The sequence below is a fragment of the Bacillus sp. FSL M8-0077 genome, assembly GCF_038050255.1.
Classification (GTDB): domain Bacteria; phylum Bacillota; class Bacilli; order Bacillales; family Bacillaceae; genus Bacillus; species Bacillus altitudinis.
The window spans coordinates 2,534,329-2,549,182 of record NZ_JBBPAF010000001.1; the positions used below are offsets into that span (position 1 = coordinate 2,534,329).

Genomic DNA, 14,854 nt, shown 5'->3' on the forward strand with positions numbered 1-14,854 from the left:
TGAAAACTGTATTGTAGTTTATTATCAAGAAAAATTTGATAGATGTAAAGAGAAGAAGTCCGCTAAAAGATTTTTGATAGGAAAAAAGCACCCTTCTTACTGAGTGCTTTTTTCGTAAAACTCCATTAGTATTGCATTAACGTCAAGATGTCGTAACCGTCAAGCTTCTTTCTGCCATCAAGATACGTCAGCTCAATTAAAAATGCAATCCCTGCCACAACGCCGCCTAATTCCTCAACCAGCTTGATGGACGCTTCAATCGTTCCACCTGTCGCAAGCAAATCATCTGTGATCAGTACACGCTGACCAGGACGAATTGCATCTTTATGAATCGTTAATACATCTTTACCGTATTCCAAACCGTAATCGACTTTGATGACTTCACGAGGAAGCTTTCCTTCTTTACGAACTGGGGCAAAACCTACACCAAGTGCGTATGCTACAGGGCAGCCAATAATGAATCCGCGCGCTTCAGGTCCAACAATAAGATCAATGTCTCTTTCCTTCGCGTATTCAACGATTTGATCCGTTGCATAACGGTACACTTCGCCTTTATCCATTAACGTTGTAATATCTTTAAATTGTACACCTTCCTTTGGGTAGTCAGGTACAACTGTCACATATTGTTTTAAATCCATCTTTTCCTTTTCCTCCTCGTACGTCAAAGCACAGGTGAGACTTCGCTCATCATGCTATTCAGCCATTCCTTCAGCTCTTTGGCTGAGGAATATGTTAGTGTTTGATCGAGTTCCATCAATCGTTGTTTTGCTGTATAAGACGATGATGCGGTTAAATCTTTTTTAGGGGCATCATGCACTATTGACAGCACACCATTCTCTATTTTAACAAAACCGAGTTCAAAAAACACCTTTGTCATAAAAATGATTGTATCTTTTGTCCAACCTCTATGTTTGGCAAGCTCCATGCCTTGTTCTTTAATAGGAAAACTTCCTCGTTTAAACAAGAACCCATAAAACCATTTGAATTGATCACGGCTCGGGAATGAGGACATAAAGTGATCTTCTTTCCGCTGAAACACCGTATAAATTCTTGCTGGTTGTTGATTTTCTAAAAGCAGCTTGAGCAAGTGTTCATCGGCAGGAACATCGGCAAAGATCACATAATTTTCCTTCACATCAAACGTGGATACATTTTCTGCATCAACAAGATGAATCGGAATATCCACTAGCTTCGATTGCCTTTTTGTTTCTTCGTCAAAACAGAAGACCATCGTTTTTGCTGGATCAAGTGTTGATACTTTCGTTTCCCAATCTTTTTTCCCGCGTAAATCAAACAGCTGCCATTCATCGACTCTAGCGTCTTTTAGCATGAGCTGAGGTTTTTTTCGGTTATTCCATTCATTAATCGAGACCTCGCCAACGACAGAAATTCGACTCCCTGGGACAAGTTCTTCTTTTAGCTTGCCTTGGTGAAAACCGACACAGTCAAGCAGCTTGTCTTCGTCTTTTAGTGACATTTTAATGTGATTTTGATTGGCCCCAATCGTTCGGATGTCCTCAAGCTTGGCGTCTTCAATCATAATAAACGGCTTAGGGTTCTGCATGCCAAATGGGGACAGCAGCCCCACTTCTTCAATGGCTTGCACCGTCATTTCGACCACTTTACATACTGCATCGACCCGTTGAATTGGAATAAAATCTTCTTCTGTCAACGTTTCATTTGCATATTGATTCAATCTTTCCCTAAGTAAAGGAACATCATCCGCTTGAAGTGTCATTCCTGCTGCCATCGGGTGTCCACCGAAATGCGGCAGGATGTCACGGCACTTGCTCAAATGGAAAAATAAATCAAAACCAGGAATACTTCGAGCTGACCCTTTCGCCATCTGCGTTTCTTCGTCTATTCCAAGCACAATCGCCGGACGAGAAAATGTATCCGTCAATTTTGAGGCAACAATGCCGACAACGCCTGGGTTCCAGCCAGCTTTTGCTACGACGATAGCAGACTGGTCAGCGCCTGTCTCTTCGACCATTTGAATGGCTTCTTCTGTGATCGCACTCACAATTTTCTGCCGTTCTTTGTTCAATTCTTGTACAAAACGAGCGAGTTCTTCCGCTTCATCCATCTCCTCAGTCATGAGAAGATGAACAGCCGGATCTGCCTGCTCAATTCGTCCAACAGCATTCAGCCTTGGCGCAATTTGAAAGCCGACCGTTTCCTCATTTGCTTCTTCAAGAGTGGCGCCTGCTTCTTTTAATAACGCTTTTAACCCAGGCCGTCTAGATTGACGAAGCTGCATCAGGCCTTTTTTTGCAAGCCATCTATTTTCATCATGCAGCGGGACAAGATCCGCAATTGTACCGATTGCAGCAAGATCTAGTAATTCTACTGGGAGTTTACCGAGGAGGGCATGTGCCACTTTAAACGCAACACCGACACCCGCCAGCTCTTTAAACGGATACTCACATCCAGGCTGCTTAGGATGTACAATCGCAAGTGCCTCAGGCAGTTCCTCGCTTGGTTCATGGTGATCTGTGATAATCAGGTCTAATCCTATTTCTTTTGCAATACGTGCTTCATTCACAGCAGCGATCCCTGTATCCACAGTGATAACAAGCGATGCTCCCTGCTCTTTGATATATCGGAAAGCCTGTTCGTTTGGCCCATAACCTTCTTTAAACCGATCTGGAATATAAAAGTCTACCTTCGCAGACCGTTCTTTTAGTGTATGTAAAAGTACAGACGTACTTGTCACACCATCTGCATCATAATCTCCGAAGATCACAATCGATTCCTGCTCTTCGATCGCTTTGTTGATGCGCTCTACTGCTTCTTTCATTCCTTTTAATAAGAATGGATCATGAAATTCGGCTTTTTGATCAAATAAAAAAGACCTCGCTTCTTCTACTTCTTCGAGCCCTCTTTGTACAAGAAGTGATGCAGTCAGCGCTGAAATATTCAGATTTTCAGAGAGTGATTTCACTTTTTCTTCGCTAGGATGTTCATATTCCCAGCGCATTTTGGATAATAACATAAATTCACCCCTCAACCACACTATTATACTAGAGTGGACTGAGGGGTTTCAATTTTTATTTTATGAAATGATACTGGAAGTTTATTTTTCCTTCCGGTCAAAAGACGCTGGCTGTTCTTTTAAAGGCGTGACATTTGTTTTCTTTTGAACGTCTTTGTCCACCTTTTTATGGGAAGAAGCAGGGCTTCTTTTAGCGGCTGCATGTTCAGCTTTTAATGCTTTTAATTCACGTTTTAGTTTCACAATTTGGAAAATCCCTGCAAAAGCCACAATGAGTCCGCCCATAAGAACAGAACCGATAATGACAAGGATCAGCGGCCATTCAGCCGTTCCAAATAAGTAGTCTACCTGTACAGGCCGCACGTTAATGACAGCAAATACTGAGACAATTAATACGAAAATAAATGCGAGTATGATGGTCCATTGTTGTTTATTCATCTACAAATCCCCCAAGCTTTTTCTTTTATTCTTCCCTCTTTCTTGCCCTTTTTAAACACAGAAAAAAAATAGCGGAAGGTTTTCTATCAGCATGGGCGCTTAGCTGCTGAGTTTTTCTTTAATGAGGCTCTTTAACTCTTTTCTTTCTCCAGAGATGACAAGGGTGTCTCCTTCTTCAATCACCGTATCTGGTCCTGGGTTTAAAATTTTCTCATGTGATTTTCTCACAATGGCGATGACTGTCACTTGATAGTTTTGGCGAACACTCAGGTCTCCAATCGTCTGGTTAACAGCCGGTGCGTTCTTTTCAATCTTAAACCATTCAATGATGAGTTCATCAATGGCCACCTCCACTGTCTCAAGCGCTTTTGGTTTATAGACCATGCCGCCTAAAATAGCCGAGATTTGTCTTGCTTCTTCATCGCTAAGCAAGATACCAGAAATACATTCTTCGTGATCATCTTCTTGAAAATGATACATCTCTCTTCTGCCGTCATCATGTGTGATAATGGCAAGTTTCTCATTATTTCTTGTGATCATTTCGGCTTTGTGACCGATACCTGGCAGTTCAGTTTCCCGAACCTTCATAACAGCCCCTCCAATAGATAAAAGCCAAATGCCCCAAACGGACACTTGCTTTCTATACTGATCTAAACGTATGTCATTATAGCAAAAGACCATTTCAAGATCAATGAAACCTGAAATGTTTTTACATATCATCTTATTGTTGTGACGATGACAAGTATGATGTATGAAAAAAAGACTGCCAAAGTGGGCAGTCTTTAGATTGTCGACAAAGGGCTAACATAATGTTTATGTTAGCCCTTTGTCTTCTTTCCGTTAAATATCTTGTTCCGTGTCTATTTTAGCCGGCTTTTTCAGCTCACGGCCTTTCCAAATTAGCCAAATTTGTGCCGCAATGTAAAGGGATGAATACACCCCTGTTAATAGGCCGACAAGTAAGGCGATGGAGAAATTTGTAATAGATGCTGAACCGAAAATGAGAAGTGCAATCACCACTACAAGTACGGTGAGCACAGTGTTCACAGAACGCGTAAAGGTTTGCTGTAAACTTAAATTCACAATGTACGATAAATCTTCGATCGTTTTCGGTTTGCGTTTCTTCATTTGCTCACGCACCCTGTCGAAGGTGACAATCGTGTCATTGATCGAGTACCCAATCACCGTGAGTATCGCTGCAATGAAGGTGACATCCACCTCTAATCGCGTAATGCTAAAGAAGGCAACGATAAAGAATGCGTCGTATAGCAGAGAGACAATCGCTGCAATCGCCATTTTATACTCAAATCGGATAGATACATATAAGATAATCCCGATCGAAGCAATGATGATAGCGTATAATGCGTTACGTGCCAGCTCTTTTCCGACCGTCGGAGACACTGTACTTACGTTAGGCTCCGTTCCGTATTTATCTTTGAAGTAATCTTTCACTTCAGCAATTTTTTCTTTATTCGGAACACCGACAAATCGAGCTGCTGCTTGATTTTCTTTTTGCCCCGATAACACCACACTGTCTGTCTCAAGGTCTAGCTTTTTAAAATCTTGCTCCACCTGTTCTGTTGACAGTTTATGGTCACTTTGAATATCAACTCTAGTACCACTTGCAAAGTCAATACCTGCATTGAGCTTGAAGATCGACAGCACAATGATTCCAGCAATGGTAATGGCTGCTGAGAAAATCATAAAGCCTTTACGTTTGCTGACGAAATCCCATTTATCAAATGGTGTTTTCGGTTCAGTATTTTCAGTTGTTTCATGAATATCAATGATGTCTTTCTGACGAACACCAAACCAACCTTTTCTGCGGTCGAAATAACGGCTTTCTACAAGTAATCCAAGAAGGAATCTTGATAGGAAGACAGCCGTGATAAAGCTTGTTAAAATCGATAGGATAAGCATAGTTGCAAACCCTTTGACAGAGCTTGTTCCAAAGAAGAATAGAACCCCGCCGGCAATAATACTTGTTAAGTTTGCATCAAAGATCGTGGCAAATGATCTGCGGTTTCCTGACCTGAAAGCAGAACGGACAGACTTACCGAGCTTGAGCTCTTCTTTTATCCGCTCATACGTAATAATGTTGGCATCGACAGCCATCCCTACTCCAAGAATCAATGCAGCGATTCCAGGCAGTGTCATGACTGCGCCCATCCAGTCAAAGACTTGCAGTGTGATAAAGATGTAAGCTGACAGTGTAATAACAGCAACAAAACCAGGTAGTCGGTAATAAAACAGCATGAATAAGAAGATAAATGCTATTCCTACAATTCCTGCGAAGACTGTTTCGTTTAGTGCTTGCTCACCAAACTGTGCACTCACAGATGTTGAATATTTTTCGGTTAATTTTACTGGCAATGCGCCGGCATTTAAAATGCTCGCAAGGTCTTTTGCCTCTTGAACCGTAAAGCTTCCTTCAATTTGTACGTCACTGCTGTTAATTTCTTGATTCACATTTGGCGCAGACACATACTTGTGGTTTGATTTAGAGACTTCTTTTTTGAAGGAATCTCCCTTATGATAATCAAGCCAAATAACAAGCTGATTGTTTGGTGCCATTGCCGCTACTTTTTTTGTCACGTCACCAAACTTTTTCGCATCCTTTAGTTTGACCGTCACAATCGGCTCATTCGTTTGATTGAATGTTTGTTTTGCACCATTTTCAACAAGGTCAGATCCGTTTAGGAGTTCTTTGTCATTCGTATCTCTGAAGGAAAGCTGTGCTTCCGTCGATAGAATCTCCCGTGCTCTGTTTTGATCTTTTACGCCCGCAAGCTGTACGCGGATACGGTTGTTTCCTTCAATCGAAATGTTCGGCTCACTGACGCCAAGCACGTTGGCTCTTCGGTTTAAAGCCTCTACTGTACTGACGAGAACACCATTTGTGATCTTGTCATCTTTTTTCACTGGGTGTACATCATACAGAACCTCAAATCCACCCTGTAAGTCCAGCCCTAGCGTCATATCTTTCGCAACGGGCTTCGTTAATAAGCCCACACCAGTTCCGATTAACAGAACCACTAAGAAAAACGCAAGTATGCGCCCTTTTTTCATTATGTATTTCCTCCTTAAACACCTGAATCCATTTAGATGGCTTATTTCAACAGTTCGTCCAGCATATTCTTGCCATCTTCACTGTCCAAAAAAGCAGACGTTTTAAACGACTGAACGGTTGCATAGTTCATAAATTCGCCAATTTTCACAGATAAAATATCTGCAACCATTTCATGAATCGGATACTCTTGTTTTTTCTTCCACTTCTTATTCTCTAAGTATGACCATAATTCCTCTAAATCTACATCTTTATAGCCCAAAACGATGAATTCTTCAAGCTTACTGAACAGAAAAGGCTTTAGATGGTCTTTGTATATAGCAGCCGGATGTTGTGTCATTGTGAGGCTCCCCCTTTTCAGTTTTTTATCGAGAGACTTGTCATGCTTGGACGATATACACGCATATCTTATTGTATATGATTCTATGTCGTTTGAGAAGGCAGGTGATCTGTGATTTGACGAAGCAAACGTTTTTAAAAGGGACGATTATTTTAATTTTAGCAGGTTTTATCACAAGAATATTGGGTTTTGTCAATCGAATTGTGATTGCAAGGTTCATTGGTGAAGAAGGCGTAGGGCTTTATATGATGGCAGCGCCCACCTTTTTTCTCGCCGTGACGCTGACACAATTCGGACTTCCTGTTGCGATTAGTAAGCTGGTCGCAGAAGCAGAAGCCCGTGGTGACAAACAGAAAACAAAACGTATTCTAGTGATGTCCCTTGCGATAACAGGAACACTCAGCCTGATTTTCACGCCGCTCTTTTTATGGTTTGCCCCTATTATGGCGGAAAATATGCTGACAGATCCTAGAACGGTCTATCCGCTGCTTGCCATTACACCAGTCGTACCCGTTATTGCGATCTCTAGTGTGTTAAGGGGCTATTTCCAAGGAAGACAGCAAATGAGCCCGCTTGCGATGTCGCAAGTACTAGAACAGGTCGCAAGAATTTCACTCGTGGCAGTATGTACAACAGCGTTCCTGCCTTATGGAATTGAATACGCAGCAGCAGGCGCCATGATTTCATCTGTCATCGGGGAAATGATTTCACTTGCTTACTTACTGATTGCCTTTCGTTATAAAAAGACCATCCGTATCCGAAAACGTTTTTTCAAGGCGATTCATGATGGCAAGGATACGTTTAAGCAGCTCATGAGTATTGCCCTGCCAACGACAGGCAGCCGTTTCATCGGCAATATCTCTTGGTTTTTAGAACCGATTGTAGTCGCGCAAAGCCTTGCGATTGCCGGTTATGCAGCTGTGGAAGCAACAAGGCAGTACGGAGAATTGACGGGACTTGCGCTCACCCTTTTGACACTTCCTAGCTTTATCACGTATTCTCTCTCCACTGCATTGGTCCCAGCGATTAGTGAGGGAATGGAACAGAACAAACGCAAAACGGTCGAATATCGGCTCAAGCAGGCGATGCGCCTTTGCTTATTAAGCGGAGGCATTTCATGTATTATCCTTTTCGTATATGCAGAAAATTTAACCCTCTTCATGTATGGTTCATCTCATGCCGCTGTCTATGTAAAATTCATGGCCCCCTTCTTTTTGCTCTATTACTTTCAAGGGCCGCTGCAGGCTGTCCTTCAAGCATTAAATTTAGCTGGGGCAGCGATGACCAACAGCTTGATAGGAGCTGTTGTGAAAACAGGCATGATCTTTGTTCTTGCTTCACAGCCAAGCTTTGGCATTATGGGCGCAGCGCTTGCGATACTCATCGGCATCGTCCTTGTCACATTGCTCCATGCGGCAACTGTCGGTAAAGTGCTGCCTATTCATTTACCATTAAAAGAATATGGACTTTGCGTCCTTGTGATCATCGGTACTGGGGCGGTTAGCTTATGGATGAAACATCAAGCGAGCGGACTCTTTTCCGCCCCTTTGGAGCTTGTCATGATGATCTTTTTGACGTGCGTGCTGTATGTCATTCTATTAATCTGTCTTGGGCTAGTGAAACGAGAAGAGCTACGCCGCATCCCGTTTATTGGGAAGCTGCTTTAGCTCATTCTTTCTTGATCACTTCATCTTTCAAATCAATATAAAAATCCTTCTGATTAAAGCTGCAGTAGGAGATTTGCTCGATGTCATCATAGCCTCTTTTGGCAAGCTCCTTTATCAGCCACTGTTCATCATGGTTGATCTGCTTGAGATGGTCATGCTGAACCACACCGTCTGCAATAAGTGGAAGCTCAAGCGCTGCATGTTTGCGCTTGTTTTCTTTTTCAACAACGGCGAGCTTCCCTGAAGGCTCTAAGATGGCATATGAGACATCCTGGATACTATCGATGTTATTTTCTCTTAATTGAATCAGCAAATCATCAAAATTGTATCGCTGTTTTCTCATCGCACCCTCATCTATTTTTCCGTTGATGATGAGCAGGGCTGGCTTACCGTCGAGAAAACGCCGGACACCTTGAAATTTTAATGACAAATAGGCAAGGGTGATTTGAATGAAGGTTAACAGCAGGATCGGCCATACTGTATGTAACATGTGATCCTCTACTTCTTCTATGGCGAGCACCGCAATTTCAGCGATCATCATAAAAATAACAAGATCTAAAATACTCAGTTCCCCAATCTCCCTTTTGCCCATTAAACGAAAAATAAACCAAATGAGAAAATATAAAATGATCGTTCTCATGGAGATAATTAAGATGTCCTGCATATGATGTAAACCCTCCTTCTCCACCATAGCTTGTGTCAAAACACTTTATTTATGTAGAAAAGAAAGCCTCGGTTTTTATCACGAGAAACATGTCTATTTTTTCTTCGCCGTGAATACATTTTAGTAAAAGACAAGCTTCGGTCAATTGGAGAGGAGACGAATCACATGCAGGAAACGAAACAAATAGGAAAAGGCATTTTATCTGGCTTAATTGCTATATTTGTCGTGATGATTGTGACAAGCTTACTTGTATCACTGATGCTTACCTTCACAAGTATGCAGGAATCATCGTTTAAATGGATGATTATGATCTTGTCCTTTGCGGCACTTTTTCTAGGAGGAATGATTTCTGGAGGGAAAGCAAAGGAACGAGGCTGGCTCATTGGTGCCATTACCTCTTTTATCTTTTCACTCACTGTCTTTTTATTTCAATATCTAGGGTTTGGAGAAACCTTTTCACCAGAACAATTCATCTATCATGCAGCCTTTTTGGGAACTTGTATGCTAGGGGGAATGATTGGCGTTAATCTTCGAGGCAAATAAAAAAAGAGCGAATACCATCGCTCTTTTTTTATCGCTATGTATTGGAGGATTAGCCTTTGTCAGCTAATTCTCTAATAGCACGTCGGTCGAAAGTTAAACGGTTGTTTTCGCTTGTTTTGATGATCACTTTTGATTCATCAATGTAGTCGATTTCACCGTGTAAACCACCGATTGTGACGATTTTATCGCCTTTTGATAAAGATTGCTGCATCTGACGCACAGCTTTTTGTTGCTTTTGCTGTGGACGGATTAACAAGAAGTAAAGCACAGCAAACATGACAACAATCATAATGATTGAACCCATACCACCATCCATTCTATCTCACCCCTTTCTAAAGCATTGTAAAGCTTTTCGTTTATGCGTTAAAAGTTTTTCGCATTCGGTTTGTTAAAGCCATAACGCTCAAAAAACTCTTCTCTAAAATCACCTAAACGATCCTCACGGATAGCTTCTCTCACTTGCTCCATTAATTTTAACAGAAAATGAAGATTATGATAAGTTGTTAATCGAATTCCGAACGTCTCATTTGTACGGATTAAATGTCTAATATAAGCACGTGTGTAGTTTTTACATGTGTAGCAGTCACAGTTTTCATCAATTGGTCTGAAATCACGCTCATATTTAGCATTTTTCACAACAAGGCGTCCTTCGCTTGTCATGAGCGTACCGTTTCTTGCAATTCGCGTCGGCAGTACACAGTCAAACATATCGACACCGCGGATCGCACCGTCAATTAATGAATCTGGCGAGCCGACACCCATTAAGTACCTTGGTTTGTCTGCCGGTAAATATGGCGTTGTAAACTCCAGCACACGGTTCATGACATCTTTTGGTTCACCAACAGATAAACCTCCAATGGCATAGCCTGGGAAATCAAGTGAAACAAGATCTTTTGCACTTTGTTTACGAAGCTCTTCGTATTCTCCGCCTTGCACAATGCCAAACAGCCCTTGATCCTCTGGACGCTGATGCGCTGTTAAGCAGCGCTCTGCCCATCTGCTTGTACGCTCTACAGAACGTTTCATATAATCGTACTCTGCTGGGTATGGAGGGCATTCGTCAAATGCCATCATAATATCTGAGCCGAGCGCATTTTGAATCTCCATCGCTTTTTCAGGAGAAAGGAACAACTTATCTCCATTTAAGTGATTACGGAAGTGAACGCCTTCTTCTTCAATTTTTCTAAATTCACTCAAAGAAAACACTTGGAAACCGCCTGAATCTGTTAAAATCGCTCGATCCCAGTTCATAAATTTGTGCAGGCCGCCTGCTTCTTTGACAATGTCATGCCCCGGGCGCAGCCATAGATGATACGTATTGCTTAAAATGATGCCTGCTTCCATTGCTTTTAACTCTTCAGGCGCCATTGTTTTCACTGTAGCCAGTGTACCAACTGGCATAAATACAGGTGTTTCAAAGGAGCCGTGCGGTGTATGAACGCGTCCAAGACGTGCACCTGTTTGTTTGCATGATTTAATGAACTCATAACGTATCGGTAATTGCGACAAAAATGAGCCCTCCTGTCTTTGTTGTATGATGTTTTATAGAATCAGCATGGCATCGCCAAAACTGAAGAATCGGTATTCTTCTTTTACAGCCTCATTGTACGCATTTAGGACGTGCTCTCGTCCAGCTAATGCACTGACAAGCATAATTAAAGACGATTTTGGCAGGTGAAAATTCGTGGTCATGCCATCAATTGCCTTAAATGTATAGCCTGGATAAATAAAAATCGACGTCCAGCCGCTTGACGCTTTGAATTCCCCATCATAAGCACTTGCAATGGTTTCAAGCGTTCTTGTCGAAGTTGTTCCGACTGAAATAATCCGCCCGCCTTCTTTGCGTACTCGATTAAGCTCTTCTGCCGTTTCTTCATTCATTTCGTAAAACTCTGCGTGCATTTCATGTTCTTCAATACGTTCAGCACTGACCGGTCGAAATGTGCCAAGCCCAACATGGAGCGTAATAAACGCAATATGCACTCCTTTTGCTTTCAGTGCATCCAGCAGTTCATTTGTAAAGTGAAGACCGGCAGTAGGCGCAGCAGCGGAACCAACTTCTTTGGAATAGACGGTTTGATAACGCTCACGATCGTCAAGCTGCTCTTTAATGTACGGAGGCAGCGGCATTTCACCTAAGGATTCAAGTACTTCATAAAAAATGCCTGTATACTGAAACTCAACTTTTCTTCCGCCATGTTCCAGTTCTTCTGTACATACCGCTTTTAATCGTCCATCACCAAATGTAATGACGGTTCCGTTTTTCACACGTTTTGCTGGTTTCACGAGCGTTTCCCATTTGTCTCCTTCTTCTTGTTTCAAAAGAAGCAGCTCCACTTTAGCACCCGTATCCTCTTTCGTTCCAAACAGACGTGCAGGCAATACACGAGTATTGTTTAAAACGAGACAATCACCCTTTTGAAAGTAATCTGTGATTTGCGAGAATGTATCATGTGTGATGCCACCTGTTTGTTTATTTAAGACCATCAGTCTTGATGCATCTCGTTTTTCAAGCGGCACTTGTGCAATCAATCTTTCTGGTAAATCAAAATCAAATAGTTCTAACTTCATTTCCTTCACCTATTCTGTAGTTAACTAGTTAACGTTATTTCATCCGTCCGAAGACATTGAGTAAAATGGTTAGGACGATGCTAATGACAATGCATGTAATCACAGGAAAAAAGAACGTTACGTTCCCTTTTTTCACGAAAATATCGCCTGGAAGTTTCCCAACCAATTGAAACACTAAACCTGCGGCAAAAAGGACACCACCTAAAATCATCAACATTTTAGGGAATTCAGTCACGAATCGGAACCTCCATATGAAAATGTTCATACGCTTCTCTTGTGACGACCCGCCCTCTTGGTGTTCTTTGCAGAAAACCAATTTGCAGTAAATACGGTTCGTACACATCTTCAATCGTATGTGATTCTTCTCCAATTGTCGCTGAGATCGTATCAAGTCCAACAGGACCGCCTCTAAATTTTTCAATCATACTTAAAAGCAGTTTATGATCGATATGATCAAGTCCGAGTCTGTCAACTTGCAGACGCTCAAGAGCATCTTCTGCAATGTCTTGTGTGATCGCATGATTTCCAAGCACCTGCGCAAAATCTCTTACTCTTCTGAGCAGACGATTGGCGACCCTCGGTGTGCCTCTAGATCTTCTTGCAATCTCTTCAGCTGAACGAATGTCGATCCCAATCTCAAACAGCTCGGCTGTTCTTGCTACAATGTGAGCCAAATCTCTTTGCTCATAGTATTCCAATCTTGCATGAACCCCAAACCTGTCACGAAGCGGAGCTGTTAAAAGCCCAACACGGGTTGTTGCCCCTACAAGCGTAAATGGCGGTAAATCAAGCCGCACAGAGCGCGCTGTATCTCCTTTTCCAATCACGATATCCAGACAAAAATCCTCCATCGCTGGATAAAGCACTTCCTCTATTGAACGCTGCAAGCGATGAATTTCATCAATAAACAGAACATCGCCAGGTTCAAGAGATGTTAAGATCGCCGCCAAGTCGCCAGGGCGTTCAATCGCTGGTCCAGACGTTGTACGCAGCTGAACATTCATTTCATTGGCAATGATCGACGCAAGCGTTGTTTTCCCAAGTCCCGGCGGTCCATATAAAAGGACGTGATCCAGTGTTTCCTGCCTCATCCGGGCAGCTTCAATAAATACGCTGAGATTATCCTTTACTTTCTGCTGGCCAATATATTGACTAAGCGTCTGTGGACGCAGACTTTGCTCAATGGCTGATTCATGGTTGTCTGCTTCAGTTGAGACGAGCCGTTCATCCATGAGACATCACCCTATTTCAACATTTTTTGTAAAGCTTTTTTCACATATTGATCGGTTGTAAGATTCTTCTCTTCTTTTAATAAAGGAAGAACCTTTTTGATTTCACGATCACCATATCCAAGGACACTTAAGGCTTCAACCGCTTCATCTAAAGCGCTTTGCTGTGTTTCAATCTGAATATGATCCTCGTGAGTAAATAAGTTTCCTATCATTTCTGGCACGACATCTGCGAGCTTCCCTTTCAGATCTAGAATGATCTGCCGTGCTGTTTTTTTGCCAACACCCGGGAATTTAATGAGGAAAGCTTCATCCTCCCGTTCGATCGCTGAAATGACAGCACCAGGATCACCGGAAGCAAGGATTGCAAGCGCACCCTTCGGTCCAATCCCTGTGACATTTAACAGTTTTGTGAACAATGCTTTTTCTTCTCGTGTTTGGAATCCATATAAAGAAAAAGCGTCTTCCTTTATGTAATGATACGTATAAATCGTTTCTTGTTTTGTTACTCGATAGATAAACGGATTTGGGGTATAGACTTGATATCCCACTCCGCCGTTTTCAATGACAACATATTGCGGGCACACATAATCAATGGTCCCTTTTACAAACTCTATCACCGTTTTCACCTCTTTGACTGTTCTCCATTGTAACATAAATCGAAGAGAAAACCGCAATAAAAGTTAACATATGTTCGCTCAGCCTTTTTTTATGGTCAACCCATGAAAAAGAGCTTGCAGTCTTCACACCAGCAAGCTGTCATACGATTAAAACGATTGTTCATTTCGGTAAGGTTTCATGACTTCAAGCACATGCTCAAATTCATCTTTTGTTCGAAATGGAATGCCTTGTGCAAGCTGCTGCTCTACATGACTTTCCAAACGGGACGTATCAATTTGAAAAAAGAGATGAATAGGCTCCGCCCACCCGTCAGGCCTTCCATGAAACGTAGAAATCACGCCGTCTTCTGATAATCCGATATATCCGTTTGCTTTACTCAAAGGCGATATATCGTCAATTTGCTTTCTAAAAAGGGCAAAATCCTCTCGCTGTTCTACCAATGTCCAGCCCTTATACTGGGCCCAAAATGTGTCTTTGTCTTCTAATGATGCCCGCTGTCTTTCAATACTTACATCGCCGTCTAGATAGACCTTTTCAAGCTGAACGTTGATGGTTTTTGACTCTTTTTGCAAGTGTTCTGCTGCTTCCATATCAACAGCGAAAAAGAGTACACTTGTCATGATAAGTCCTGTAACGAAATATTTCATCTTCACTTTCACTATTTACACCTCTTTAGAACATAAGATCGATGCATGACATATGTAGTTTGACCCATTTTG

At 42.0% G+C, this 14,854-nt stretch carries 16 protein-coding genes; 2 read left to right on the forward strand and 14 right to left on the reverse strand.

The window, feature by feature from the left end:
* Positions 1 to 125: 125 nt before the first annotated feature.
* The 6 genes from NST57_RS13065 to NST57_RS13090 form a co-directional block, all read right to left on the reverse strand.
* Positions 126 to 638 carry an adenine phosphoribosyltransferase gene (locus NST57_RS13065; protein WP_008342729.1) on the reverse strand — a complete coding sequence of 171 codons (513 nt, stop codon included), beginning with the start codon at positions 636 to 638 and terminating at the stop codon, positions 126 to 128.
* Positions 639 to 661: 23 nt separating this feature from the next.
* Positions 662 to 2,995, reverse strand: coding sequence for a single-stranded-DNA-specific exonuclease RecJ (gene recJ / locus NST57_RS13070; RefSeq protein ID WP_341298661.1), 2,334 nt, complete (start codon positions 2,993 to 2,995; stop codon positions 662 to 664).
* 81 nt (positions 2,996 to 3,076) lie between these two features.
* Positions 3,077 to 3,433, reverse strand: coding sequence for a lipopolysaccharide assembly protein LapA domain-containing protein (locus tag NST57_RS13075; RefSeq protein ID WP_142155591.1), 357 nt, complete (start codon positions 3,431 to 3,433; stop codon positions 3,077 to 3,079).
* A gap of 99 nt (positions 3,434 to 3,532) precedes the next feature.
* Positions 3,533 to 4,021: a cation:proton antiporter regulatory subunit gene (locus tag NST57_RS13080; RefSeq protein WP_008342734.1), complete on the reverse strand. Its 489-nt coding sequence runs from the start codon at positions 4,019 to 4,021 to the stop codon at positions 3,533 to 3,535.
* A gap of 252 nt (positions 4,022 to 4,273) precedes the next feature.
* A complete protein-coding gene (gene secDF, locus NST57_RS13085) occupies positions 4,274 to 6,502 on the reverse strand; it encodes a protein translocase subunit SecDF (protein ID WP_341298662.1) in 2,229 nt (742 codons plus the stop codon).
* A gap of 41 nt (positions 6,503 to 6,543) precedes the next feature.
* Complete coding sequence (locus NST57_RS13090) at positions 6,544 to 6,840, reverse strand: post-transcriptional regulator (protein WP_003216788.1); 297 nt, start codon at positions 6,838 to 6,840, stop codon at positions 6,544 to 6,546.
* 116 nt (positions 6,841 to 6,956) lie between these two features.
* Between NST57_RS13090 and spoVB the strand changes: the two genes are divergently transcribed.
* Positions 6,957 to 8,507, forward strand: coding sequence for a stage V sporulation protein B (spoVB, locus tag NST57_RS13095; protein ID WP_019743030.1), 1,551 nt, complete (start codon positions 6,957 to 6,959; stop codon positions 8,505 to 8,507).
* 1 nt (position 8,508) lies between these two features.
* Here the strand turns inward: spoVB and NST57_RS13100 are convergent, their stop codons facing one another.
* Positions 8,509 to 9,171, reverse strand: a complete 663-nt coding sequence (locus NST57_RS13100) for a DUF421 domain-containing protein (protein ID WP_019743031.1) — start codon at positions 9,169 to 9,171, stop codon at positions 8,509 to 8,511.
* Positions 9,172 to 9,336: 165 nt separating this feature from the next.
* On the opposite strand from NST57_RS13100, the gene NST57_RS13105 reads away from it, so the two are divergent.
* Positions 9,337 to 9,714, forward strand: coding sequence for a TIGR04086 family membrane protein (locus NST57_RS13105; protein ID WP_142155595.1), 378 nt, complete (start codon positions 9,337 to 9,339; stop codon positions 9,712 to 9,714).
* A gap of 49 nt (positions 9,715 to 9,763) precedes the next feature.
* Here the strand turns inward: NST57_RS13105 and yajC are convergent, their stop codons facing one another.
* From yajC to NST57_RS13140, 7 genes are all read right to left on the reverse strand, one after another.
* Positions 9,764 to 10,030 carry a preprotein translocase subunit YajC gene (yajC, locus tag NST57_RS13110; protein WP_142155596.1) on the reverse strand — a complete coding sequence of 89 codons (267 nt, stop codon included), beginning with the start codon at positions 10,028 to 10,030 and terminating at the stop codon, positions 9,764 to 9,766.
* A gap of 47 nt (positions 10,031 to 10,077) precedes the next feature.
* Entirely contained in the window at positions 10,078 to 11,223 is a 1,146-nt protein-coding gene (tgt, locus tag NST57_RS13115; RefSeq protein ID WP_007501495.1) for a tRNA guanosine(34) transglycosylase Tgt, read from the reverse strand.
* A gap of 33 nt (positions 11,224 to 11,256) precedes the next feature.
* Complete coding sequence (gene queA, locus NST57_RS13120; protein WP_142155597.1) at positions 11,257 to 12,285, reverse strand: tRNA preQ1(34) S-adenosylmethionine ribosyltransferase-isomerase QueA; 1,029 nt, start codon at positions 12,283 to 12,285, stop codon at positions 11,257 to 11,259.
* A gap of 34 nt (positions 12,286 to 12,319) precedes the next feature.
* Positions 12,320 to 12,520, reverse strand: coding sequence for a DUF2905 domain-containing protein (locus tag NST57_RS13125; protein ID WP_008342752.1), 201 nt, complete (start codon positions 12,518 to 12,520; stop codon positions 12,320 to 12,322).
* Positions 12,513 to 13,517 carry a Holliday junction branch migration DNA helicase RuvB gene (ruvB, locus tag NST57_RS13130; RefSeq protein ID WP_007501501.1) on the reverse strand — a complete coding sequence of 335 codons (1,005 nt, stop codon included), beginning with the start codon at positions 13,515 to 13,517 and terminating at the stop codon, positions 12,513 to 12,515. The genes NST57_RS13125 and ruvB overlap by 8 nt, the downstream gene beginning before the upstream one ends.
* A gap of 11 nt (positions 13,518 to 13,528) precedes the next feature.
* Positions 13,529 to 14,134 carry a Holliday junction branch migration protein RuvA gene (gene ruvA / locus NST57_RS13135; RefSeq protein ID WP_142155598.1) on the reverse strand — a complete coding sequence of 202 codons (606 nt, stop codon included), beginning with the start codon at positions 14,132 to 14,134 and terminating at the stop codon, positions 13,529 to 13,531.
* Between the two features lie 147 nt (positions 14,135 to 14,281).
* Positions 14,282 to 14,782 (reverse strand): intercompartmental signaling factor BofC, encoded by a 501-nt coding sequence (locus tag NST57_RS13140; RefSeq protein ID WP_269430751.1) that lies wholly within the window; start codon positions 14,780 to 14,782, stop codon positions 14,282 to 14,284.
* Positions 14,783 to 14,854 lie beyond the last annotated feature (72 nt).